Source organism: Brevundimonas balnearis (genome assembly GCF_042434805.1).
GTDB classification, from domain to species: Bacteria; Pseudomonadota; Alphaproteobacteria; order Caulobacterales; family Caulobacteraceae; genus Brevundimonas; species Brevundimonas balnearis.
This window is the reverse complement of sequence record NZ_JBHLSW010000007.1, coordinates 329,183-353,112: the sequence shown is the minus strand read 5'-3', so window position 1 is coordinate 353,112 and position 23,930 is coordinate 329,183. Positions and strand designations below refer to the sequence as shown.

21 protein-coding genes, 1 tRNA gene and 1 other RNA gene are annotated in these 23,930 nt (G+C 71.2%); 13 read left to right on the top strand and 10 right to left on the bottom strand.

Features of this window, described 5'->3' with window-relative positions; genetic code table 11:
* Positions 1-19 precede the first annotated feature (19 nt).
* The 10 genes from rnpB to ftsW all read left to right on the top strand — a co-directional run bounded on the left by rnpB (position 20) and on the right by ftsW (position 10,802).
* An RNA gene (gene rnpB, locus ACFFGE_RS11520) (RNase P RNA component class A) lies at positions 20-394 on the top strand.
* 231 nt (positions 395-625) lie between these two features.
* Positions 626-1,069, top strand: coding sequence for a division/cell wall cluster transcriptional repressor MraZ (locus ACFFGE_RS11515; protein ID WP_376836544.1), 444 nt, complete (start codon positions 626-628; stop codon positions 1,067-1,069).
* Positions 1,066-2,028 (top strand): 16S rRNA (cytosine(1402)-N(4))-methyltransferase RsmH, encoded by a 963-nt coding sequence (rsmH, locus tag ACFFGE_RS11510; protein WP_376836543.1) that lies wholly within the window; start codon positions 1,066-1,068, stop codon positions 2,026-2,028. Before ACFFGE_RS11515 ends, rsmH begins: the two co-directional genes overlap by 4 nt.
* The gene (gene ftsL, locus ACFFGE_RS11505) at positions 2,025-2,384 is read left to right on the top strand and encodes a cell division protein FtsL (protein ID WP_376836542.1); all 360 of its coding nucleotides are present in this window, start codon (positions 2,025-2,027) and stop codon (positions 2,382-2,384) included. The genes rsmH and ftsL overlap by 4 nt, the downstream gene beginning before the upstream one ends.
* Complete coding sequence (locus ACFFGE_RS11500; protein ID WP_446680620.1) at positions 2,381-4,126, top strand: peptidoglycan D,D-transpeptidase FtsI family protein; 1,746 nt, start codon at positions 2,381-2,383, stop codon at positions 4,124-4,126. The genes ftsL and ACFFGE_RS11500 overlap by 4 nt, the downstream gene beginning before the upstream one ends.
* The gene (locus tag ACFFGE_RS11495; protein ID WP_376836541.1) at positions 4,123-5,577 is read left to right on the top strand and encodes a UDP-N-acetylmuramoyl-L-alanyl-D-glutamate--2,6-diaminopimelate ligase; all 1,455 of its coding nucleotides are present in this window, start codon (positions 4,123-4,125) and stop codon (positions 5,575-5,577) included. The genes ACFFGE_RS11500 and ACFFGE_RS11495 overlap by 4 nt, the downstream gene beginning before the upstream one ends.
* A gap of 3 nt (positions 5,578-5,580) precedes the next feature.
* Positions 5,581-6,996, top strand: a complete 1,416-nt coding sequence (locus ACFFGE_RS11490) for a UDP-N-acetylmuramoyl-tripeptide--D-alanyl-D-alanine ligase (protein ID WP_376836540.1) — start codon at positions 5,581-5,583, stop codon at positions 6,994-6,996.
* An 8-nt stretch (positions 6,997-7,004) separates the two neighbouring features.
* Complete coding sequence (mraY, locus tag ACFFGE_RS11485) at positions 7,005-8,114, top strand: phospho-N-acetylmuramoyl-pentapeptide-transferase (RefSeq protein ID WP_376836539.1); 1,110 nt, start codon at positions 7,005-7,007, stop codon at positions 8,112-8,114.
* 4 nt (positions 8,115-8,118) lie between these two features.
* Complete coding sequence (gene murD / locus ACFFGE_RS11480) at positions 8,119-9,633, top strand: UDP-N-acetylmuramoyl-L-alanine--D-glutamate ligase (RefSeq protein WP_376836538.1); 1,515 nt, start codon at positions 8,119-8,121, stop codon at positions 9,631-9,633.
* Positions 9,630-10,802, top strand: coding sequence for a putative lipid II flippase FtsW (ftsW, locus tag ACFFGE_RS11475; protein WP_376836537.1), 1,173 nt, complete (start codon positions 9,630-9,632; stop codon positions 10,800-10,802). The genes murD and ftsW overlap by 4 nt, the downstream gene beginning before the upstream one ends.
* Before the next feature lie 16 nt (positions 10,803-10,818).
* On the opposite strand, the gene recQ is transcribed toward ftsW, so the two are convergent.
* A complete protein-coding gene (recQ, locus tag ACFFGE_RS11470) occupies positions 10,819-12,657 on the bottom strand; it encodes a DNA helicase RecQ (RefSeq protein ID WP_376836536.1) in 1,839 nt (612 codons plus the stop codon).
* A 91-nt stretch (positions 12,658-12,748) separates the two neighbouring features.
* On the opposite strand from recQ, the gene ACFFGE_RS11465 reads away from it, so the two are divergent.
* Positions 12,749-14,332: an ATP-binding protein gene (locus ACFFGE_RS11465; protein WP_376836535.1), complete on the top strand. Its 1,584-nt coding sequence runs from the start codon at positions 12,749-12,751 to the stop codon at positions 14,330-14,332.
* Here the strand turns inward: ACFFGE_RS11465 and recF are convergent.
* Together recF and ACFFGE_RS11455 are read right to left on the bottom strand one after the other, a co-directional pair.
* Positions 14,323-15,441, bottom strand: coding sequence for a DNA replication/repair protein RecF (gene recF, locus ACFFGE_RS11460; RefSeq protein WP_376836534.1), 1,119 nt, complete (start codon positions 15,439-15,441; stop codon positions 14,323-14,325). The two genes, ACFFGE_RS11465 and recF, sit on opposite strands and share 10 nt — an antisense overlap.
* 1 nt (position 15,442) lies before the next feature.
* Positions 15,443-15,527, bottom strand: a tRNA-Leu gene (locus ACFFGE_RS11455).
* Positions 15,528-15,626: 99 nt separating this feature from the next.
* Here ACFFGE_RS11455 and ACFFGE_RS11450 point away from each other — a divergent pair.
* Both ACFFGE_RS11450 and ACFFGE_RS11445 read left to right on the top strand, forming a co-directional pair.
* Positions 15,627-16,565, top strand: a complete 939-nt coding sequence (locus ACFFGE_RS11450) for an ATP-grasp domain-containing protein (RefSeq protein WP_376836533.1) — start codon at positions 15,627-15,629, stop codon at positions 16,563-16,565.
* Entirely contained in the window at positions 16,562-17,605 is a 1,044-nt protein-coding gene (locus ACFFGE_RS11445; protein ID WP_376836532.1) for an LLM class flavin-dependent oxidoreductase, read from the top strand. Before ACFFGE_RS11450 ends, ACFFGE_RS11445 begins: the two co-directional genes overlap by 4 nt.
* A 3-nt stretch (positions 17,606-17,608) precedes the next feature.
* Here ACFFGE_RS11445 and ACFFGE_RS11440 read toward each other — a convergent pair whose 3' ends face one another.
* The 7 genes from ACFFGE_RS11440 to mutM all read right to left on the bottom strand — a co-directional run bounded on the left by ACFFGE_RS11440 (position 17,609) and on the right by mutM (position 23,923).
* Positions 17,609-18,196 carry a YdeI/OmpD-associated family protein gene (locus ACFFGE_RS11440; RefSeq protein ID WP_376836531.1) on the bottom strand — a complete coding sequence of 196 codons (588 nt, stop codon included), beginning with the start codon at positions 18,194-18,196 and terminating at the stop codon, positions 17,609-17,611.
* The gene (dnaN, locus tag ACFFGE_RS11435) at positions 18,196-19,314 is read right to left on the bottom strand and encodes a DNA polymerase III subunit beta (RefSeq protein ID WP_376836529.1); all 1,119 of its coding nucleotides are present in this window, start codon (positions 19,312-19,314) and stop codon (positions 18,196-18,198) included. The genes ACFFGE_RS11440 and dnaN overlap by 1 nt, the downstream gene beginning before the upstream one ends.
* Before the next feature lie 140 nt (positions 19,315-19,454).
* Positions 19,455-20,855: a chromosomal replication initiator protein DnaA gene (gene dnaA / locus ACFFGE_RS11430; RefSeq protein ID WP_376836528.1), complete on the bottom strand. Its 1,401-nt coding sequence runs from the start codon at positions 20,853-20,855 to the stop codon at positions 19,455-19,457.
* A gap of 452 nt (positions 20,856-21,307) precedes the next feature.
* On the bottom strand, positions 21,308-21,577 hold the full coding sequence (gene rpsT / locus ACFFGE_RS11425) for a 30S ribosomal protein S20 (RefSeq protein WP_376836527.1): 270 nt from the start codon (positions 21,575-21,577) through the stop codon (positions 21,308-21,310).
* Positions 21,578-21,681: 104 nt separating this feature from the next.
* Positions 21,682-22,470, bottom strand: coding sequence for an enoyl-CoA hydratase-related protein (locus tag ACFFGE_RS11420; protein ID WP_376836526.1), 789 nt, complete (start codon positions 22,468-22,470; stop codon positions 21,682-21,684).
* Between the two features lie 56 nt (positions 22,471-22,526).
* Positions 22,527-23,063, bottom strand: a complete 537-nt coding sequence (locus ACFFGE_RS11415; protein ID WP_376836525.1) for a DUF1697 domain-containing protein — start codon at positions 23,061-23,063, stop codon at positions 22,527-22,529.
* Positions 23,060-23,923: a bifunctional DNA-formamidopyrimidine glycosylase/DNA-(apurinic or apyrimidinic site) lyase gene (gene mutM / locus ACFFGE_RS11410; RefSeq protein WP_376836524.1), complete on the bottom strand. Its 864-nt coding sequence runs from the start codon at positions 23,921-23,923 to the stop codon at positions 23,060-23,062. The genes ACFFGE_RS11415 and mutM overlap by 4 nt, the downstream gene beginning before the upstream one ends.
* Positions 23,924-23,930: the final 7 nt, after the last annotated feature.

Sequence of the window (23,930 nt, the reverse complement as noted above, 5' to 3'; positions counted from 1 at the left end):
CGGGCGCACTTTCCCTGCGCCAGACGGCCGGGCGGTCGCGGCGGGGTTCGCTCCGTCGAGGAAAGTCCGGGCTCCACGGTGAGAAGGCGGCGGGTAACGCCCGCCCGGGGCGACCCGAGGGACAGCGCCACAGAAAGCAAACCGCCTCCGTTCACGGAGGCAAGGGTGAAAGGGTGGGGTAAGAGCCCACCGCGGTCTCGGCAACGCGACCGGCATGGCAAGCCCCGCCTGGAGCAAGACCGAATAGGGGCGTCGCGCGGACTTCGGTCCGCAGGGTTCACCGCCTGAGACGCCCGGGTAGGTCGCGAGAACCGCTCAGCGATGGGCGGTCCAGAGGAATGACCGTCGCCGTCTCCGGACGGGACAGAACCCGGCTTACAGGCCGTCTGGCGCTTCTTCTCCCCCAACCTGGCGACGCGCCGATACTTGGCGTGTTCTGTATATGTTCGCGCCTCGGCAAGGTTATCCACAGGGCCGATCCCAGATAATCGTTAAGCGGTGTCAACCAATCCCATTGAGACCCATCGTGGCCCATGCTATCCCAATCACATGATTTGGGGCTGACGGCGCGCGGCGCGCGACCGGCGGATTGGGACAGGCCTTCGGGTCGGCGGCGGGGCAGGGCGTGTTTCTCTCGACCTATGAGAAACAACTGGACGGCAAGCGGCGCCTGCTGATCCCGCAGGAGTTCCGCACGGCCGAGAACGGCGCCGAGACCGGCGTCTTCTGCTTCTTCTCCATCACGGCGGACTGCCTGGAGGCCGGCGGCGACAAGCTGATGGCCGAGTATGTGGCGCGCATCGAGGCCCTGCCGTTCGGCTCGGAGGCGCGGACGGCGCTGGAGGAGGCCTTCTACGCCGGTCAACGGCCGCTGTCGTATGACTCCGGCGGCCGCATCACCCTGCCGGAAGGCCTGTGCGAGGACGCGGGGCTGACCGAGGACGTGGTCATCGTCGGGCTCGGCCCGCGCTTCCAGATCTGGGACCGCGCCCGCTGGCAGGCGAGGAAGGCCCGCACCCGCGAGCTGGCCCGCCAGGCCCTGACGGCTCCGGCGGGAGGCGGCCAATGAGCGGCCCGCACGCGCCGGTCCTGCTGAACGAGGTGATCGAGGCCCTGTCGCCCGTCTCCGGCGAGGTCATGATCGACGCCACCTTCGGCGCCGGCGGTTACTCCCGCGCCATGCTGGAGGCGGGCGCCGAGGTCATCGGCCTGGACCGAGACCCGACGGTCGAGCCGCACGCGACGGCGCTGGCGGCGGCCTTCCCGGGGCGCTTCACCCTGGTCCGCACGCCGTTCTCGGGACTGGCGGAGGCGTTCGCCGACAGCGGTCGGGCGCGGCTGGACGGGGCGGTCTTCGACATCGGCGTGTCGTCGATGCAGCTCGACCAGGCCGAGCGCGGCTTCTCCTTCATGCGCGACGGCCCGCTGGACATGCGCATGTCGGGGGAGGGCGAGAGCGCCGCCGACATCGTCAACGGCTGGGACCACGGTCCCATGGCCCACATCTTCAAGCAGTACGGCGAAGAGCGTCAGTCGGGCCGCATCGCCTCGGCGATCCTGCGTCGCCGAACTGAGCGCCCCTTCGAGCGCACCCTGGATCTGGCCGAGGTCATCGAAGCCGCCGTCGGCGGGCGGCGCGGGGCGCCGATCCATCCGGCGACGCGGGTGTTCCAGGCCTTGCGCATCGCGGTCAACGACGAGCTGGGCGAGCTGGAGGCGGGGCTAGAGGCGGCCGAGGCGACGCTGGCGCCCGGCGGGCGGCTGGCGGTGGTGACCTTCCATTCGCTGGAGGACCGCATCGTCAAGCGGTTCCTGGCCGAGCGCAGCGGCGCGGCGCCCGGCGGCTCGCGCCACGCCCCGGCGGCCCCTGAGCGTCGCGCGCCCAGCTTCACCCTGCTGTTCAAGGGCGCGCGCGAGGCGGGCGAGGCCGAGCGCGCCGCCAATCCCCGCGCCCGGTCGGCCAAGCTGCGGGCCGCCGTCCGCACCGAGGCTCCTGCGTGGAACGTCGTGGGGAGCCGCGCCGCATGACCGCGATCAGGCGCCTGTTCGACTGGAAGCTGCGCGGGATCCGCGTCGTCGAGATCGTCGGCGTCGGCCTGGTCGCCGTCATGGTGCTGTCGGTCTATGTCGCCAAGGCGGCGGCGGCGCGAGAGAGCGCCCGGATCGCCGAACTGGAACGGTCGATCGCCGAGACGTCCCAGCGTGTCCGGCTGCTGCGGGCCGAGGCGGCGCGGCTGGAGAGCCCGGCGCGCCTGGCGGCCCTGTCGGCCCAGGCGGGCCTGGAGCCCGTCGTCACCGAACAGCTGGTGGCCGAGCCCGAGCTGGAAGCGATCGCGCCGCCCCCTCCGGTCGTCCAGCTGCCCGAGGGCGAGGTGGTGCGATGAGCGTGCACGACCCCCGCTACGACGCCTATCGCCGTCCCGCGCCCCGGATGGCCGCGCCGCGCGCGCCCTCCCTGTCGCCCCTTTGGCGGCGCCTGATCCACTCGGTCTGGTCGATCGAGCACGCCTTCGAACGGGCCCGCGCCGACGCGCGGCCGGAAGAGGACACCCGGGTCCGCATCTCGATCGTCTTCCTGGTGTTCGCGGCGGTGTTCATTCTGCTGGCCGGCGGCGCCAGCTACGCGGCGCTGTTCCGGGGCGAGGCTCCCCGTTTCGGCGGCGGCGCGGCGGCGCTGACCCGCGGCGACCTGACCGACCGCCACGGGCGGCTGCTGGCCGCCAACATCACCCACTACGGCTTCTACATCGACCCGAGCGAGGTGTGGGATCGCGAGGCGGCGCTCCGCGACATCCGCCGCGCCCTGCCGCGGGTCAGCGAGGATCGCCTGCGTCGCGTGCTGTATGGCGACCGGCGACTGATCGTCACCACCGGCCTGACCCCGACCGAGAAGCGCCGCCTGCACGACCTGGCGCTTGGCGGCCTGTCGTTCGAGCCGGAGGATCGGCGGGTCTATCCGCTGGGCGCTTCGGCCGCGCACCTGATCGGGTTCGCGGACACGGGCGGGGAGGGGGTGTCGGGCGCCGAGCTGGCGTTCGACGGGCCCATCCGCGCGGCGGGCGCCCAGTCCGGCGCGGTCGCCCTGTCGATCGACCTGCGGGTGCAGGGCGTGCTGGAAAGCGAGCTGCGCGCCGCCGTCGAGAACGCCCAGGCCCAGGCCGGCGTCGGTCTGGTCGTGGATGCGACCACCGGCGAGGTGCTGGGCATGGCCAGCTACCCCACCTTCGACCCCGCGCACCGCGACCGGGCGTCGGAGGGCGCCACGCTGAACCGGGCCCTGTCGGCCCACTATGAGATGGGCTCGGTGTTCAAGACCTTCGTCGTCGCGGCGGGGCTGGAGACCGGCGCGGCGGACGTGAACACCACCTTCGACGCGTCCGAGCCCTTCATGATCGGCAACCGGCGGATCAGCGACTTTCACGCCCAGAACCGCGTGATGACCCTGGAGGAGGTGTTCCTGCACTCCTCCAACATCGGCACGTCGCGCCTGGCCGTGGAGATGGGGCCGGACGTGATGCGCGACTTCTACGGCCGGCTGGGCCTGCTGGAGGCCGCGCCGATCGAGCTGAAGGAGTCGGCCGCGCCGGTCGTGCCCCGGAACTGGTCCGACAGCACGCTTGCGTCGCTGTCGTTCGGCTACGCCATCATGATCACCCCGGCCCAGATGACGGCCGCCACCGCCGCCCTGGTCAACGGGGGGATCTACCGTCCGCTGTCGCTGCGGCGCGGCGGGGCCCGCGCCGAGGGCCGCCGGGTGGTGTCCGAGGCGACCTCGGCCACCATTCGCGAGCTGATGCGCGCCAACGTCCTGCGCGGCTCGGGCGCCCGGGCGGACGCGCCGGGCCTGCGGGTCGGCGGCAAGACCGGCTCGGCCAACAAGCTGGTCAACGGCCGCTATGACCCGACCCACGCGGTGGGCTCCTTCTCCGCCGTGTTTCCGGCGGACGGCCCGGCCGACGCGCGCCGCTATGTCGTCTTCGTGCTGGTCGACGAGCCCGGCGCCTATCCCCGGACCGGCGGCTTCGTGGCCGCGCCGGCGGTGGGCCGCATCATCGACCGGATCGGGCCGATGCTGGGCGTCGGCCGCCGCTTCGACCCGGCCCCGGTCGCGGAGGTCCGCCCATGAGCGCCGGCGTCCGTCTGTCCGACCTGATGCGTCGCGAGGTGGCGTCCGACCCGATCATCACCGGGGTGACCGCCGACAGCCGCAAGGTTCAGCCCGGCGTTCTGTTCGCCGCCCTTCCCGGAGCGCAGGCCGACGGCCGCGCCTTCATCCCCCAGGCTCTGTCGCAGGGCGCCGCCGCCGTGCTGGCGCCGGTCGACACGCCCGGCGAGGCCGCGCCTGTGCTGGTCACCGCCGGCGACGTGCGCCGGGCCTACGCCCTGGCGGCGCGGGGCTTCTACGGCGCCCAGCCGAAGGTCTGCGTGGCCGTGACCGGCACCAACGGCAAGACCTCGGTCGCCGGCTTCTGCCGCCAGATCTGGGCGCGGCTGGGCCTCAACGCGGCCAGTATGGGCACGCTGGGCGTCGTGGCGCAGAAGGGCGAGACCACCCAGGCCCTGACGGGACCGGGCCTGACCAGCCCGGACGCGGGCGAGGCGGCGCGGCTCCTGGCGACCCTGGCGGAAGGCGGCGTCACCCACCTGGCGCTGGAGGCTTCGTCGCACGGGATCGACCAGCGGCGGCTGGACGGGGTGACGCTGAAGGCGGCGGGATTCACCAACCTGACCCAGGACCACCTGGACTATCACGGCACGATGGAGGCCTATCGCGCCGCCAAGCTGCGCCTGTTCGACACGCTTCTCCCGCGCGGGCGCACCGCGGTGCTGAACGCCGATTCGGACGCCTATTCGGCCTTCGCCGCCGCCGGGATCATGTCGGGCGTGTCGATCATGGGCGTGGGCGAGCGCGGCCGCGACCTGACGCTGGTCGAGCGCGTGGCGGCGCCGGAGGGTCAGCGCCTGATCCTGGACGTGCGCGGCGAGCGGCGCGAGGTGCTGCTGCCGCTGGCGGGCGCCTTTCAAGCCTCGAACGTGCTGGTGGCGGCGGGCCTGTGCATCGCGGCGGGCGAGGCGCCGGACCGGGTGCTGGCCGCGCTGGAGCGGCTGGAGGGCGCGGCCGGACGGCTGCAGCGCATCGGGACCGGGCGGAACGGCGGCGAGGTCTATGTCGACTACGCCCACACGCCCGACGGTCTGGAGACGGTGCTGAAGGCGCTGAGGCCCCACGCGCGCGGGCGGCTGATCGTCGTGTTCGGCGCCGGCGGCGACCGGGACCGGGCGAAGCGGCCGCTGATGGGCGAGATCGCCGGGCGTCTGGCGGACGTCGCCATCGTCACCGACGACAACCCCCGCTCGGAGGATCCCGCCGCGATCCGCGCCCAGGTGCGGGCGGGCTGTCCCGCGGCCGCCGAGATCGGCGACCGGCGCGAGGCCATCCGCGAGGCGGTGTCGATGATGCGCGACGGCGATGTGGTGGTCGTCGCCGGAAAGGGGCATGAACAGGGTCAGATCGTGGGCGGGACGACTCACCCCTTCGACGACGCGACCGAAGTGAAGACCGCGCTGGAACTCTGACGCATGCCCGACCGCGCCCCGCCGCTGTGGACCGCCCAGGACATCGCCCAGGCCGTGGACGGCCGCATCGAGGGCGGCGTCTTCGAGGCGACCGGCGTGGGCTACAACTCCAAGGAAATCGCGCCCGGCGACCTGTTCGTGGCGCTGAAGGGCGCGCGCGACGGCCATGAGTTCGCCGGCGCCGCCTTCGCCGCCGGCGCGGTCGGGGCGCTGGTCGAGCGGGCCGTGGACGGCGGGCCGTGCATCGTCGTGGACGACACCCAGAAGGCGCTGGAGCGGCTGGCGGCGGCGGCGCGGGACCGCGCGCCCCAGGTGCGGCGCGGCGCGGTGACCGGCTCCGTGGGCAAGACCAGCGTCACCCAGGCGATCAAGGCGGGCCTGGATCTGGCCGGACCGGCCCACGCCTCGATCAAGAGCTACAACAATCACATCGGGGTGCCGCTGACGCTCGCGCGCATGCCGGAGCGCGCGGAGCGCGCCGTGTTCGAGATCGGCATGAACGCGCCGGGCGAGATCGCGCCCCTGTCGAAGATGGTCCAGCCCCACGCGGCCTGCGTCACGACCGTGGGGCCGGTGCACATCGAGGCGTTCTCGGACGGTGAGGCGGGGGTGGCGCGTGAGAAGGCGGCCATCTTCTCCGGCCTCGGTCCCGGCGGCGTCGCGGTCGTCAACGGCGACATCGCCTGGGAGCCGCAGCTGCGCCAGGCGGCGCTGCACGTCGGCGCGCGGGTCGTCACCTTCGGCTCGGCGGCCGAGCACGACGCCCGGCTGGTGGATTTCCGCGCGGAGGGCGACGGGGCCCGCGTCATCGCCGAGGTGTGGGGCCGGACCCACGTCTTCACCCTGAAGCAGTCGGGCTTCCACTGGGGCCTGAACAGCCTGGCGGTGATCCTGATGCTGGACGCGCTGGACGTGCCGGTGGAGCTGGCGCTGCAGGCGCTGGCGGAGTTCCAGCCCCTGTCCGGGCGGGGCCAGAGCCGGACGGTCCGGATCGCCGGCGGCGCCTTCACCCTGATCGACGAGAGCTACAACGCCAATCCGCTGTCGATGAAGGCGGGCTTCACCAATCTGGCGGCCAGGGACGTGGGACGCGGACGCCGCGTCGTGGTGCTCAGCGACATGCTGGAGCTGGGCGATCAGTCCCGCGCCATGCACGAGGACTTGGCCCAGGCGATCGACGCGGCGGGGCTGGACGTCGTCCACGCCGCGGGCCCGGAGATGCGCCATATGTACGAGATCCTGCGCCCGGAGCGGCGGGGGATCTGGGCCGCCACCGCCGCGGAGCTGGCGGAGCAGGCCGAGGCGCTGGTCCAGCCGGGCGACGTCGTCATGGTCAAGGGATCGAACGGATCGAAGGCCTCCCTGGTCGCCGCGGCGCTCGCGGACCTGGAGCGCCGGCTGGAGCTGTCGGAGGGCTAGGGGCGTCGATGTTCTATCTGCTTTATCTCTACTACGCGGACATCGCTCAGGATTATCCGCTGCTGAACCTGATCCAGTACCAGACGGTGCGGGTCGGGCTGGCCATGGCGACGGCGCTGATCGTGGCGGTGGCCATGGGCAGCCGCTTCATCGCCTGGATGCGGGTCAAGCAGGGCAAGGGCCAGCCGATCCGCGCCGACGGGCCGGTGACGCACCTGTCCAAGGTCGGCACGCCGACGATGGGCGGGCTGATGATCCTGGCGGGCATCGCGGTCGCGGTGCTGCTGTGGGGCGACCTGACCAGCCCCTACATCTGGATCGTGTCGCTGGTGACAGCGGCCTATGCGGTGCTGGGCTTCGTCGATGACTACGCCAAGGTGACCAAGCAGAGCTCGGCGGGCCTGACCTCCCGCCAGAAGCTCGCGGCCCAGACGGTCGTGGCGGTGATCGCCGGGGTGCTGACGGTCCTGTGGATGCAGGCTTCGCCGACCTCGCCCAATCTGGAGACCTCGATCGCCTTCCCCTTCTTCAAGGCGGTGCTGCTGAACATCGGCTGGTTCTACGTGCTGTTCGCGGCCTTCACGATCGTCGGCTTCTCCAACGCGGTGAATCTGACCGACGGGCTGGACGGGCTGGCGACGGTGCCGGTGATGATGGCGGCGGCCGCCTTCGGGATCATTTCCTACCTGGTCGGCAACTTCCTGTTCGCCGACTATCTGCAGGTCCACCACGTGCCCGGCGCGGGCGAGCTGGCGGTGTTCTGTGGTGCGATCATCGGGGGCGGCGCGGGCTTCCTCTGGTACAACGCGCCGCCGGCCAAGATATTCATGGGGGACACGGGCTCCCTGGCGCTGGGCGGCGCGCTGGGCGCGATCGCGGTCGCCACCAAGCACGAGCTGGTGCTCGGCATCGTCGGCGGTCTGTTCGTCATCGAGGCGCTGTCGGTGATGATCCAGGTCGGCTACTTCAAGGCCACCGGCAAGCGCATCTTCCTGATGGCGCCGATCCACCACCACTTCGAGAAGATGGGCTGGCCCGAGCCGACGGTGGTGATCCGCTTCTGGATCGTGGCCGGCATGCTGGCGCTCATCGGGCTCAGCACCCTGAAGCTGCGATAGCCCCATGATCCCGGTCCCCGGCTTCGAAGGGCGGCGGGTCGCGGTCTTCGGCCTGGGACGGTCGGGGATCACGGCGGCGCGCGCCCTGAGGGGCGGAGGCGCAACCCCCGTGCTGTGGGACGACGGCGTCTCGGGCCGTCTGCAGGCGGAGGCCGAGGGCTTCGCGGTCGAGGACCTGGCGCGGGCCGATTGGTCCGGTTTCGCCGCGCTGGTGCTGTCGCCGGGCCTGCCGCTGACCCATCCGACGCCGCACTGGAGCGTGGTGCGGGCGAAGGCCGCCGGGGTGGAGATCCTCGGCGACGTGGAGCTGTTCGCCCGTGCGCTCGCGGCCCTGCCCGCGGATCGCCGGCCAGGGGTGGTCGGCATCACCGGCACCAACGGCAAGTCGACCACGACCGCGCTTCTGGGCTGGGTCCTGAAGCGGGCCGGACTGACCGTTCACGTCGGCGGCAATATCGGGATCGGCGTGCTGGCCCTGCCCGAACCCACGCCGGACGCGGTCTATGTGCTGGAGGTGTCGAGCTACCAGCTGGACCTGACCACGAGCTTCGCGCCGGATGTGGCGATCCTGACCAACATCACGCCGGACCATCTGGATCGCCATGGCGGGATGGAGGGTTACGTCGCCGCCAAGGCGCGCCTGTTCCAGGCGCTGGGCCCCGCTGCGACGGCGCTGGTCGGCGTGGACGAGCCGGAGACGCAGGGCCTGGCGGCCGCGCTGGGCGACCGGGCGGTGAGGGTCGTCTCTTTCCCTTCTCCCCTCGTGGGAGAAGGTGGGCCGCAGCGCGGCTCGGATGAGCGGGCTATGTCGGCGCGCAACGTCTCGGAAGATGAGAGGGCGGCTGCATCCCCCTCATCCGTCATGCTGCGCATGCCACCTTCTCCCACGAGGGGAGAAGGAATTCAGGCGTGGCCCGGCGCCGTGAAGGCAGGCGACCATCTCATCGATCTCGCCTCGGCCCGCTCCCTACCCGGCAGGCACAACGCCCAGAACGCGGCCTTCGCCTATCTCGCGGCGCGGGCGCTCGGTGTGCCGCACGAGCTCGCCGTGGCGGGTCTGCTGACCTTTCCCGGTCTCGCGCACCGGATGGAGACGATCGGGGTCCTGGGCGAGGTTCGCTTCGTCAACGATTCCAAGGCGACCAACGCCGACGCGGCGCGCCAGGCCTTGTCGTCCTATGAGCGGGTGTTCTGGATCGCCGGCGGCCGGGCCAAGACGGGCGGTATCGACGACCTGAGCGACCTCTTCCCGCGCATCGCCCATGCCTATCTGATCGGCGAGGCGGCGGGCGATTTCGGGCGGGCCCTGGGGGCGACCCCGCACACGATCGTCGGCGACCTGTCGAGCGCCGTGACGGCCGCCGCGCGCGACGCGGCCGAAGCGGGCGGGCCGCAGATCGTGCTGCTCAGCCCCGCCGCCGCCAGCTTCGACCAGTTTCCCGATTTCGAGGTGCGGGGCGAGGCGTTCCGCGCCGCCGTTCTCGCCCTCGGCGCTGCGCCGCCTGGAGAGGCCTCATGACCACCGGCTACGCTCCCGCCTTCTCCCGCAATGACACCAGCCCTGTCGCCAAGTGGTTCTGGACCGTGGATCGCGGCCTTCTGGGCGCGGCGCTGGCGCTGATGGGGCTCGGGGTCATGCTGTCGTTCGCCTCCAGCCCGGCGGCGATCAACGCGGACGAGTCGATCACCGACCCCTTCCACTACGCCTGGCGGATGCTGGTGTTCTCGGGCGGGGGGCTGGTGGTCATGCTGACCGCGTCCCTGATGTCGCCGCGCGGGGTGCGCCGGATCGCCGTGCTGGCGCTCGTGGGCGCCATCGGGGTGATGCTGCTGCTGCCCTTCATCGGCAACGAGGTGAAGGGCGCCTCGCGCTGGGTCGATCTCGGGCCGTTCAGCCTGCAGCCGTCGGAGTTCGCCAAGCCGGGCCTGATCGTCTTCGCCGCGTGGATGTTCGCCGAGACGCAGAAGGGCAAGGGCGTGCCGGGCGTGTCGATCGCCTTCCTCGCCTATGCGATCACCGTCGGCCTGCTGCTGATCCAGCCCGACATCGGCCAGACGCTGCTGATCACCACCACCTTCATGGCGGTGTTCTTCATGGCGGGGGTGCCGTTCAAGTGGATGGCGGTGCTGATGAGCCTGGCCCTGGCCGGGATGACGTCGCTGTACTTCCTGTTCGACCATGTGCGTTCGCGCGTGGCCAAGTTCGTCTCGCCGGGCGTGGAGGACACCCACCAGATCGACCGCGCGTCCGAGGCGATCCGCGCCGGGGGGTTGGTGGGACGCGGGGTGGGCGAGGGCGTCATGAAACGCCACGTGCCGGACCTGCACACCGACTTCATCTATTCCGTCGGGGCCGAGGAGTTCGGCCTGGTGCTGTCGCTGATCCTGATCGGGCTCTACGCCTACATCGTCTTGAAGGGCATGCGCCGGGCGATGCGCCTGACCGACCCGTTCGAGCAGACGGCGGCGGCGGGGCTGTTCATGCTGATCGGGCTGCAGGCGGCGATCAATGTCGCGGTGAACCTGAACCTGATCCCCACCAAGGGCATGACCCTGCCCTTCATCAGCTACGGCGGCTCGTCGATGCTGGCCATGGCCCTGACGATGGGTTTCGCGCTCGCCCTCACGCGGCGGCGCCCGGGCGCCTACGAACCCGGCGGCACGCTGGAGCGGCGGCGGATCATCTGACCGCGCGCCGGCGGCTTCAATCCGCCAGGACGCCCAGAACCGCCTCGCCGTAACGCGCCAGCTTGGTCTGGCCGACGCCGGGCACGCGGGCAAGGTCCGCCAGCGAGCCGGGCTGGGCCGCGGCGATCTCCAGCAGGGTGCGGTCCTGGAAGATGACGTAGGGCGGCACATGCTGTTCGGCCGCGCGATCGCGACGCCAGGCGCGCAGGCGCTCGAAGCGGCCCTTCAGATCGCCGTCCAGTCCCTCCAGCGGGTCGCGGCGGCGCCGTCGCACAGGCGCCTGGGCCGCCACAGGCCGCAGCGCCGTCTCGACCCGCCGCTCGCCGCGATATACGGCGCGCACCTCGTCCGGCTCGCCCAGGCGAAGGACCGGGCGCCCGTCGTTGGGGTCCTCAACGAGCAGGCCCTCGAACAGCAGGTGGTCGATCAGGTCGCGCCAGGCGGAAAGATCGACGTTCGCGCCGACGCCCCAGGTGGACAGCCCCGCCTCCCAGTCCTGGACATCCTTGGTGCGGCCCAGCAGGTGATCGACGACACGCCCCCGCCCGAAGCGTTCGCCCAGCCGCTGCACGGCGGCCAGGGCCTTCTGCGCCTCCACCGTCGCGTCGCGCCGCGCGGGCGGGTCCAGGCACAGGTCGCAGACGCCGCAGCGGTCCGCATCCGTCTCACCGAAGTAGCGCCGGACGGCCTGGGGCCGGCAGGTCGCGCCGTCCAGCATGGCGAACAGCTGACGCGCCTTCCTCGCCTGCACCTGACGCACCGCCTCGTCCATCGGCCGCCCCTCCAGGCGACGCAGGCTCCAGGCGATGTCGGAGGGGCCGTACAGGGTCACGGCCTCGGCCGGCTCGCCGTCCCGCCCGGCGCGGCCGACCTCCTGCCAATAGGCCTCCAGCGAGCTCGGCGGGTCGGCGTGGATGACGAAGCGGACGTCGGGCTTGTCCACCCCCATGCCGAAGGCGATGGTGGCGACCATGACGGCGGCGTCTTCGGCCAGGAAGCGCGCCAGCCGTCGCTCGCGCTCGGCCGCCTCCATGCCCGCGTGATAGGCGATGGCGGGCACGCCGGCGGCCTTCAGGGCCTCCGCCAGCCGTTCGGCGCCGTCGCGGCTGCCGCAATAGACGACGCCGGAGCGGCCGCGCCGCTCGCTGACCAGTTCGATCACCCGCTGGTCGGTGCGGGCGCGCGACGCGGTCGCCTTGCGCTCCGCGGAGAGCTGCAGGTTCGGGCGCGCGAAGCTGTCGACGAAGACGCGGGCGTTCTCGAGCCGGAGGGCCTGCAGGATGTCGTCGCGGGTCCTCGGATCGGCTGTGGCGGTGACCGCCATGCGGGGCACGCCGGGGAACTGGTCCGCCAGCCGCCCGAGCGCGCGGTAGTCCGGGCGGAAGTCGTGGCCCCACTGGCTGACGCAGTGGGCCTCGTCGATGGCGATCAGGGCGAGGTCGATCTCCTTGAGCCGCTCCAGCATGGCGCCGGCGAACAGTCCCTCGGGCGAGACGTAGAGCAGGTCGAGCGCCCCCTCGCGCGCCATCGCCCAGATGCGCGACCGCTCGTCCAGCCCGACGCCGGAGTCCAGCCGCGCGGCGGCCACCCCCTGCTGTCGCAGCGCCTCGACCTGGTCGGTCATCAGCGCGATCAGCGGCGACACCACCAGGCCCACACCCGATCGCAGCATGGACGGGATCTGATAGCAGACGCTCTTGCCGCCGCCCGTCGGCAGCACCGCCAGCACGTCTCGACCCGCGAGCGCCTCGGCGACGATCGGCGCCTGCAGCCCGCGGAACTCCCCATGGCCCCAGACGCGCCTCAGGGTCTCGCGCGCGGACGCGAGCGGGTCGGGCTGGGAATCGAAGGACATCGCCCGTATGTGCCTCATCAGGCCCGGAGGCGCCACCGCGACACCGGGGCTTAACCGGTGGATGCTAAGCAGCACGCGGTTGGAGACGCGTATGGCCGGGCAGTCGGAATTGAAGGCGATCGGGTCGGGACCGTTCACGGACGTGGACGCCGCCCCCTTTCCGTCGCCGTTCGCCCAGGCGGCGGAGGATATCGCCGCCTTCTTCGACGTCTCGCTCGACATGCTCTGCATCCGCGACATGGAGGGGCGGATGCGCACCCTCAGCCGCTCGTGGGAGACCACCCTGGGCGTGCCGCTGGAGGAGCTGGAGCGGGTGCCGCTGGTCACCCTCATCCATCCCGACGACATCGAGCCGACCCGCCGGACCATGGAGATCGCCAACGCCGGCGGTCAGGTGGCGGGGTTCGTCAACCGCTATCGCCGGCGCGACGGGAGCTACCGCCATCTCGAGTGGTGGGCGCGACGGAAGGGCGACCTGATCTACGGCGTGGCGCGCGACGTCACCGACCGGCTGAAGCTCGAGGCGGAGCGCGACGCCGCGCTGAAGGCCGCCGAGGCCGCGAGCCAGGCCAAGAGCGACTTCCTGGCCAACGTCAGCCATGAGATCAGAACGCCGCTGAACGGCGTCATCGGCATCGTCGACGCCCTGTCGCGCACGGAGCTGAGCCCGCACCAGGCGGAGCTGCTTTCGCTGGTGGCGACCTCGGGGGCGACGCTCGAGGCCCTGGTCACCGACCTGCTCGACGTCGCCAAGATCGAGGCGGGCCGCATGGAGCTGGAGCTCCGCGCCTTCGCCCCCGACGCCCTGTTCGCCCCGATCCTCGAAACCTTCCGGCTCAAGGCCGAGGCGAAGGGGCTGGCGCTGCATGTCGAGAGCTGGGGCCTTGGCCGGCCGCTGATCGGCGACGGCCCCCGCATCGCCCAGGTGCTGACGAACCTTCTGTCCAACGCGGTGAAGTTCACCGGCGAGGGATCGGTGACCGCGCGTCTGGCCCATCGGGACGGCGTCCTGCGGATCGAGGTGAGCGACACCGGCGTCGGCTTCGACCCGGAGGCCGCCGGCTTCCTGTTCCAGCGCTTCAGCCAGGCGGACGCCAGCATCACGCGCCGCTTCGGAGGCACGGGCCTGGGCCTGTCGATCTGCCGCTCCCTGGTCGAGCTGATGGGCGGGACGATCGAGGCCCGCTCCGCGCCGTTCCGGGGCGCGACCTTCGACATCCGCATCCCGCTGGCGATCGCGGATAGGGTCCAGAGCGACGACTCCGAGGCCGGCGACGAGGCGGCCTCCCTGTTCGGGCGGCGCGTGCTGCTCGCCGAGGATCATCCCGTCAATCAGCGGGTGGTGCAGCTGATCCTTGAAAGCCAGGGGGTCGAGCTGGTGGTCGTCGAGGACGGCCGGGCGGCGGTGGAGGCGGTGGCGTCGGCCGCGTTCGACCTCGTGCTGATGGACATGCAGATGCCGATCATGGACGGTCTGACCGCGACCCGCATGATCCGGTCGCGCGAGGCCGTCGAAGCGCGCCCCCGGACCCCCATCTTGATGCTGAGCGCCAACGCCATGGCGGAGCACCGCCAGGCGGCGGAGGAGGCGGGCGCCGACCGCCACCTGGCCAAGCCGATCACCGCCGGGCCCCTGCTCGCGGAGATGAGCGCGGCCCTGGCCGCTCAGGCCTGAAGCGCGCCCGGCGTCACCCGCACGAACTGGGCCCGGCCCCTCAGCGCCGAGAACAGATCCTCTTCGGTGCCCGTCATGAAGGCCTGCAGGCCCAGCCGGTCGATCTCGTCGAACAGGGCCGCGCGACGCGCCTCGTCCAGGTGCGCGGGCGCCTCGTCCAGCAGCAGCAACGGCCGGGCCGCCTGTTCGCGCAGACGGGCCGCCTGGGCGAGGATCAGGTTCAGCACCAGGGCCTTCTGCTCCCCCGACGACCCCTCCGCCGCCGGCCGTCCCTGGGCGCGATGGATCGCGGTCAGATCGGTTCGATGGGGCCCGTAGAGCGACCGGCCCGCCGCCCCGTCCCGCGACCGGGCGGCCCGGAACCCGGCGGTCAGCATCTCGCCGATCGCGGAGGCGGCCGCGCCATCCGCCGCCATGCGCTCGGCGGGACCGTCGAGGCCCAGATCGGCCTGGGGAAAGGGCCGGTCGGCGCGCCGGTCCACCTCGGCCTGAAGCGCGGCCAGCGCCGAGGCGCGGGACAGGGCCGCCCGCGCCCCGCTGTCGGCCAGACGCGCCTCCAGCGCATCCACCCAGACCGGGTCGGCCTTCCGCCCGTCCTCGGCGTCGATCAGCAGGCGCAGCCGCTCGCGCAGGGCCTTCTCATAGGTCGCGACGCAGGCGGCGTGATCGGGATCGGCGGCGAACACCAGCCGGTCGAAGAACCTCAGCCGCTCGGCGCGGGCGTCGGAGAACAGCCGGTCCTGCTCCGGCGTGGCCCAGACCGGGCGCAGATGATCCAGCAGCCGGCCCGGCGGCGCGGGCTCGCCGTCGATCCGCACGACGCGGCGCGCGGCCCCCGCGCCCTGGACCCCGGTGCCCAGCCGGACGTCGCCGTCCAGCCGGACGCTGACCGCCCAGGCGCGCCCCTCGGCCTCGCCCGGCTCGCGCCGCCCCATGTCCTGCGCCGTGGCGCCGCGCAGACCCCGGCCGGGCGTCAGCAGGCTGATCGCCTCCAGCAGGTTCGTCTTGCCCGCGCCGTTCGGCCCGACCAGCACCACGGGCCCGCCGGTCGTCTCAAGCCGGGCCGAGGCGTAGGAGCGAAAGTCGGTGAGGAGGAGTTCGGTGATCAAATGGTGCGGGCGGTCGGGGTCGAACCGACACTCCTTTCGGAACCGGATTTTGAGTCCGGCGCGTCTGCCAATTCCGCCACGCCCGCTGACCCGGCGGCGGCCGGGGCGTTGGTCGTAGCTCGCGGGGGAGGGGCGGTCAACGCGGCCCCTTGCGTTTCATCGCGCTGTAACGCACATGGCGGGTCATGACCGACGCCGCGCCCGATCTGGCCATCCTCTATGAGCATCCGCAGTGGTTCGAGCCGCTGTTCGCCGCGCTGGACCGGCGCGGCGTCGCCTATGTGAAGGCGCCCTTCGCCGGGCATGTGTTCGATCCGCAGGGCTCGCCGCCGCCGGCGCCGGTGATCTTCAGCCGGCTGGCCATGTCGTCCTTCCTGCGCGAGGCCGAGCATCCGATCTTCTACGCCCAGAGCCTTTACGCCCACTGGGCGGCGCAGGGGGCCCGGGTGCTGAACGCCGAGGCCCTGGCGGTGGATGCGTCCAAGGCGCGGCAGCTCTCGGTGATCGCGTCGCTGGGCCTGCTGACGCCGGAGACGCGGGTGGTGCATCGCCGTCAGGACCTGATCGCGGCGGCGGCGGGCCTGCGCTTCCCCGTGCTGGTCAAGGCCGACATCGGCGGCTCGGGCGCCGGCATCGCGCGCTATGACTCGGCCGAGGAGCTGGCCGTCGCCGCCCAGGCCGGAGAGACCCCGGTCGGGGTCAACGGCGTGGCCCTGCTTCAGGAGTACGCCCCCCGCCGCGACGGCCGCATCCATCGCGTCGAGACCCTGAACGGGCGCTTCCTCTATGCGATGGAGGTCGAGAGCCCGGGCGACGCCTTCGACCTGTGCCCCGCCGACGCCTGTCTGGTCCGGCCCGGCGCGGCGGCCCTGACCATGACCCGGTTCGAGCCGCCCGCGGAGATCGTGGCCGCCGCCGAGGCGATCGCCGAGGCCGCGCGCCTGGACATCGGCTCAGTGGAGTATCTGGTCGACGACCGCGATGGGTCGACCCGCTTCTACGACATCAACGCCCTGTCGAACTTCGTGGCCAAGCCCGAGGAGGTGCTGGGGTTCGACCCGCACGAGGACCTGGTCGACTGGCTGGTCGAGGTCATCGCCGAAGAGAAGGAACGCGCCCGATGAGGTACGGCTATTGGGCTCCCGTCTTCGGAGGCTGGCTGAGGAACGTCGACGACGAACGCGAGGCGAGCTGGGAGAACCTGTCCCGCCTCGTCCGCCGCTCGGAGCAGATCGGCTATGATCTGACCCTGGTCGCCGAGCTGAACCTGAACGACATCAAGGGGGTTCAGGCGCCCGCCCTGGACGCCTGGTCCTCGGTCGCGGCGCTCGCGGCGGTCACCGAGCGGATCGAGCTGATGACGGCGGTCCGGCCGAACTTTCACCAGCCCGCCCTGTTCGCCAAGGCGGCGGCCAACATCGACCGGATCTCCAACGGGCGGCTGGCGCTGAACGTCGTCTCGTCCTGGTGGGCCAAGGAGGCCGAGAGCTACGGCCTGCAGTTCGACCAGCACGACGACCGCTATGCGCGCACCGCCGAGTGGCTGCGGGTGCTGGACCTGCTGTGGACGCAAGACCGCACGGACTTCGTCGGCCGCCACTATCAGCTGAAGGACGCGATCGTTGAGCCCAAGCCCGTATCGCGCCCCGACCGGCCGCGCCCCGTCATCTATGCGGGCGGGGAGTCCGAGGCCGCAAAGACCATGATCGCTCGCGACTGCGACGCCTATGTCATGCACGGCGACGACCCCGAGGTGATCGCCGAGAAGATCGCCGACATGAAGGCCCGGCGCGAAAGCTTCGGCCTGCCGCCCATGCGGTTCGGCATGGCGGCCTACGCCATCGTGCGCGACACGGCCGCCGAGGCCGAGCGGGAGCTGGAGCGGATCACGACCATTCCGGGCCTGGCCGAAGGCAAGCCGCCGCCGGGCTTCGCCAACTTCGACCAGTGGCTGTCCGGCACCGAGCTGGAGCGCGAGCTGAAGGTCAAGGAGTACAGTGTCTCGAACCGCGGCCTGCGCCCCGGCCTGATCGGCACGCCGGAACAGGTGTCGGCGCGTGTCGAGGAATTCGAGGCCGCCGGACTGGACCTGCTGCTGCTGCAGATGTCGCCGCAGGAGGAGGAGATGGAGCGCTTCTCCGCCCAGGTGATCAGGCCGAACTGACCCTCAGCGCCACTGGTTGGCGCGCTCGCCCCGGGCGGCCTTGTCTGCGGTCTCTGCGATCCGCTTGGCGCGGGTCGGCGCGGTCCTGGCGTTGAGGATCCATTCCAGCACGCCGCGCCGGACCGAGCGGGGAAAGCCCTCCCACGCCTCGGCGGCGCCGGGGCGGGCGTCGAAGGCGGCCTTGAGATCGTCCGGGACCTCCAGCCGCTCGACGGCGTCCAGCGCCGACCAGCTTCCGTCCGCCCTGGCCTGATCCACCTTGGCCTGACCGGCCGGGTGCATAAGGCCGGCCGCGGTCATCTTCTCGACCCGCGCTTTGTTCACCGCGGACCAGTTCGAGCCCGGCTTGCGCGGCGACATCAGCAGCATGGTGCGCTCGTCGTCCAGCCGACGCGGCAGGCTGTCGATCCAACCGAACGCCAGCGCCTCCTCGACCAGATCGTCATAGGGCACGCGGGGCTGCGAGGCGCCCTTCCTGTAGGTGACGACCCAGATGGAGTCCGACTGGGCGTGGTTCGCCGCCAGCCAGTCGCGCCATTCGGCGCGGGTGGTGATCTCGATACGCTCGAACTGATCGAGCGCGCGCGCCATCACACCCTCAACGGCATCAGCACATACTGCACGCCCGGGTCGCCCGGATCGAGGACCAGGGTCGGGGACGCCGGGTCGGCGAACTTGAAGCTGGCGGTCTCGCCGGTGATCTGGCCGGCGACGTCGAGCAGGTAGCGGGCGTTGAAGCCGATCTCGAACGGCTCCTCGGAATAGCCGATCTCGACCTCCTCGACGCCCTGGCCGGCCTCCATGTTGCGCACGGTCAGGGTGACGCGATCCAGCTCAAAGGCCAGTTTCACGCTGCGGCTCTTCTCGGCGGAGATGGTGGCGACGCGATCGACGGCGGAGGCGAACACGGCGTTGTCGATGTCGGCCTGCTTGTCGTTGCCCTTGGGGATGACGCGGACGTAGTCGGGGAAGGCGCCGTCGATCACCTTCGAGGTCAGGCTGGCGTGGCCGAACTCGAAGCGGATCTTCTGCGGGCTGACCTGGACCTCGACGGGCCCGGATCCGTCGTCGAGCAGACGGCGGACCTGATCGATGGTCTTGCGAGGCACGATGACGCCGGGGCCGCCGGCGGCGCCCTCTGGGGCCGGCATCTCCGCCAGGGCCAGCCGGTGACCGTCCGTCGCCACGGCGCGCAGCAGGGGCACGCCGCCCTCGGCCACGGTGTGGAGATAGAGCCCGTTCAGATAGTAGCGCGTCTCCTCCGTAGAGACGGCGAAGCGGGTCTTGTCGATCAGGCGGGCCAGGTCTTCCTTGGCCAGGGCGAAGCGGGTTCCTCCGGTCTCGGCCGACATGACCGGGAAATCCCCGGCCGGCAGGACCGGCAGATTGAAGCGCGATCGGCCGGCCTGGACCGTCAGGCGAGGATCGTCGCCGGAATAGGTCAGCGCCACCTCGGCCCCGTCCGGCAGCTTGCGCACGATCTCGTACAGGGTGTGGGCCGGGGCGGTGATCTGGCCCTCGACGTTCACCGTCGCGTCGGCCTCGTCGACCATCTCCATGTCCAGGTCGGTGGCGGCGAACGACAGCCGGTCGCGCCCCGCCGACAGCAGCACGTTGGACAGGATCGGAATGGTGTTCCGCCGTTCGACCACGCTCTGCACATGGCCCAGGGCCTTGAGGAGCGCGGAACGTTCGATGGTCAACTGCATGTGGTCTTGCCCGAAGCGCGACTCACGGGTCGCGACGCCTATGGGCCCGCGACACTAGCGCATTGGATGGGCGGGGCAAGGAAGGGGTTGGGGATAGAAAGGTTCTCCCTCCCCATGAAGGGGAGGGAGAGGCGACCGCTTCAGCCCCGCAGCTTGCGGATCAGCGCCTCGACGTCCTTGGCGATCTGATCGTCCTTGGGCATCAGCTCCTCGATCTTGCGCACGCCATGCAGCACGGTCGTGTGGTCCCGCCCGCCGAAGCGGCGGCCGATGTCCGGATAGGAGCGGGTGGTCAGCTGCTTGCACAGGTACATGGCGATCTGGCGCGGCCGGGCGATGGCGCGGGTGCGGCGCTCGCTGAGCAGGTCCGCCTGACGCAGGTTGAAGTGCTCCGCCGTCGCCTTCTGGATTTCGTCGACGGTGATGCGGCGCTCGGGCCCGCCGCGCTGGGTGGCCCCCAGGAGCGCCTTGGCCTCGTCGATCGACAGGGACGACAGGCGCGCGCCCGCCGCCGCCGCGAGGGTGTTCACCGCGCCCTCCAGCTCGCGCATCGAGCCGGAGGTGCGATCGACCAGCTGTTCCAGCACCGGGTCGGCCGGCTGGCCGTCGACGACGCCCAGCCTGATCAGGGCGTCCAGACGCTGGCGCGCCACCGACAGCTTCAGGGTCCGGTCGCCGGGCTCGATCGGGCAGGTCAGGCCGGACGCCAGGTGGCTGCGCAGACGCGGCTCGACGTCGGTCAGGGCCATCGGCGGACGGTCGGCCGACAGGACGATGCGGGCCCCGTCCTCGATCAGGGCGGTCAGGGTCGACAGCAGCTCTTCCTGGGTCGCCGCCTTGCCGCCGACGAACTGCACGTCGTCCAGCAGCAGCATGTCGGCCGAGCGCAGGCTCTCCTTGAAGGCCGCCATGGCGCGGTCCTGCAGCGCCCGCTGGAAGGTCGACAGGAAGCGTTCGGCGGTCAGATAGACCACCTTGGCGTCGGGCCGCAGCCGCTGGGCCTCCCAGGCGATGGCGTTCAAGAGGTGCGTCTTGCCGTTGCCATAGGGGCCGCAGAAGAAGATCGGGTTGAAGTGGCCGTCGATCCAGCTCGCCGCCTGGCGCGCCATGGACAGGGCGAAGGCGTTGCCTGGGCCCTCCACGAAGCTGTCGAAGGTCAGGCGCGGCTGCAGACCGGCGGCGCGCACCGCGCGGGCGCTGTCGGCCACCGGCTGCACCGTGGCGACGGGCGTCGCCCCCGACTGCGGCGCGGCGGCGAGCTGACCGACCTCGGCCCGGCAGCGGACGTCCAGCCGTCGGTTCAGGCCGTCGAGACCCAGCCACAGTTCATTGATGCGACGCTGGGCGTTCCGGCGCACCCAGTCCCGCGCATAGGCCGTGGGCGTGACCAGGACCAGCTGGCCGGCCGCGTCCACGCGCACGGCGGACGGCGCGATGTAGCTGCTGTACGGGCCTTCGCCGATCTCGCCGCGAAGACGGAGCGCCGCCTCGGTCCAGATGCGATCCGGATCGGTCAAGGAAGCCGCCACAGCGTTACCCATCGTCAAAAACCCCCGCCAGAAGGAACGAGCCCAAACCCCAGTCCCACAGCGCTTCAGGGCCGTCGTTCGGGGACGCGTTCTCCTGTCCCGCGTCGCATGCGCTTCGCGGGTCGGGCCGACCTCTCGAACAGACTTCTCCCGCCGACACGAAACGGAGTTCCGCGCCGTCTTCATCCGTGTTGGGATGGAAGTGCGTTGGGAGGCCAAATCTACGCCCGCTTAAGGGAGCGTCAACGGCGATTCGATTCGGAAAAGCGACTCTTTTCGATTGACACCGCTAAGCGGCGTTCACGCCTCGGAAAATGTATTTTTCACCCGTCCGGCGAGCGGCGTCATCGCGGGCCAGACTTATCCGCACACGGCGAAACGGCGAAGCAGGTGATCCTGCTTCGCCGTTGAAATCACTCAGATAAACCATGACAGGGCTATGACGAGCCCCGGCGGGGTCGACCTCAGGCGGCCGACAATTTCTTCAGTTGCGCGGCCAGGCGCGACACCTTGCGCGAACCGGTGTTCTTGTGAACCACGCCCTTCGAAACGGCGCGCATCAGCTCGGACTGGGCGGTGATGAAGGCGGCCTTCGCGGCCTCGACGTCGCCGCCCGAAACCGCCTCCTGGAAGCGACGCAGGTAGGTGCGGACGCGGGTGCGGCGGGCCTTGTTCACTTCGGTCCGCGCCTCGATCTTGCGAACCGCCTTACGGGCGCCGGGGTTGTTGGCCATCAGTCAAACCTGTCGATGCAAAACGCCGCGGACCACACGTCCACGGCGCGGAAATCTCAAGAGCGGGGGCCTATAGCGGAAGGCGCGGCAAGGGTCAACGCGGGTCAGCGCCCCTTGAACGCCGGTTTCCGCTTCTCGACGAAGGCCGCCATGCCCTCCTTCTGGTCCTCGAAGGCGAAGAGGGAGTGGAACAGGCGGCGTTCGAACTGCACGCCCTGGGTCAGGGTGGTCTCGAGCGCGGCGTTGACCATCTCCTTGTTGGCCATGACGGCGAGCGGGCTCTGGGCGGCGATGCGGGCGGCGATCTTGCGGGCCTCGTCCAGCAGCTGGTCGTGGGGGAAGACGCGGGACGCCAGGCCGGCGCGCTCGGCCTCCTCGGCGTCCATCATGCGGGCGGTCAGGACCATGTCCATCGCCTTGGACTTGCCGACGAGGCGGGTCAGGCGCTGGGACCCGCCGATGCCCGGCGCGACGCCCAGGTTGATCTCCGGCTGGCCGAACTTCGCCTTGTCGGACGCCACGATGAAATCGCACAGCATGGCCAGCTCGCACCCGCCGCCGAGCGCGAAGCCGTTGACGGCGGCGATGATCGGCTTCCTGAACCGGGTGATCCGGTCGTGGCCGAGCGCGAAGAAGTTGCCCGCGTACATCTGGGCATAGGTCTGGTCCGCCATCTCCTTGATGTCGGCGCCGGCCGCGAAGGCCTTGTCGCCCGCGCCGGTCAGGATCAGGCAGCGCACCGTGTCGTCATGCTCGACCGCGTCGAGGAAGGCCGCCAGGTCGGCGAACAGCGCGGAGTTCAGCGCGTTCAGCGCCTCGGGTCGGTTCAGGGTGACGACCGCATAGCCGTCGGCATGCCGCTCGATCAGCAGATTGGCGTAGGTGTCGGACATGGCGCTCTCCTGTTCGCGGCCACCCATACAAACCGATCCGTCGGCGTGAAAGGCGCTCAGGCGATCATCTCGGCCAGCTTCAGCGCCGTGTTCCAGTTCCGCGCCGTGCCCATGCCCGTCAGCCGGACCTGGGTCGCCTTCTCCGCTAGCTTGGACTTGCCGATGCCGTCGGGGTGCAGAAACCACAGAGCCCGATCGCCGGCCTCGATGCGCTCGCCCGGGGCGGCGAAGCCTCGAAGCGCCTCGACCACACCGTCCCCGACCTCGTGCTTCATGATCATCAGCAGGGCCTTCGACGGCGTCTCGGCCGCCGCGTCCGGGAAGGGACAGGCGGCGATCAGGTCCGACCATTGCGCGGGGGTGCGGACCATCGCGGCGATCTTCAGGCCGAACCGCTCCAGCATGGCGTCCTCCACCGCCGTCTCCAGCTCACCGGGCTCGCGGTCGCTCTCGACCACAAGATTGCCGCTGGCCAGCAGGGTGCGGGGGTTCCTCAGCCCCATCGCCTCAGCCATCGCGCGCTGCTCGGCCACCGGGGCCCGCACGCCGCCGGTGTTCATGCCGCGGAACAGTATGATGCGGTGGTCGCTCATCGCCGTTGGCAAATCGGGCAGTAGAACGTCGACCGCCCGCCTTGGACGATCCTGCGGATGCCGGGGTGGGCGGGGTCGCGGCGGCAGGCCTCACCCTCGCGGCCATAGACGTCGAAGGCGTGCTGGAAATAGCCCTGGCCGCCCTCGGCGTTGGCGAAGTCACGCAGCGTCGAGCCGCCCGCCGTGATGGCCTCGGTCAGGACATCGCGGATGGCGACGGTGAGGGCCTCGAGACGCGGCCGGGAGACGCGGCCCGCCGGCAGGGTGGGGGAGATCCTCGCCCGCCACAGGGCCTCGCAGACGTAGATGTTGCCCAGCCCCGCGACGATCGTCTGGTCGAGCAGGCTGACCTTGATGTTCTGGGCCTTGCCCTTGAAGGCCTCGGCGAGATGGGCGGCGGAGAAGGCGTTGCCGAGCGGCTCGGGACCGATGGCGGCGAACCAGGGGTGGGCCTCCACCGCGTCCGACGCGATCAGGCCCATGAAGCCGAAGCGGCGCGCGTCGGCGAACCCCACACGCGTCAGGGCGCCGTCACGGATCGCGCAGAGGCTCACGTGCTCGTGCTTGCCGGCGATCGGCGCGGCCTCCTCGAACTCGCCCAGCTGTTCGCCGTCCAGGGTGAAGCGGCCGGTCATGCCGAGGTGCGTCACCCAGGTCTCGCCGGTCGAGAGGGGCGCCAGCAGGTATTTGGCGCGGCGCTGGACCGCGAGCACGGTCGACCCCTCCAGCCGTTCGGGGAAGCGGTCGGGGAAGGGAAAACGCAGGTCGGGCCGGTTCTGGCGCACGCGGCTCAGGCGAGCGCCGGTCAGCACCGGCTCCAGCCCGCGCCGGACCGTCTCGACCTCGGGAAGTTCAGGCATGACGGCT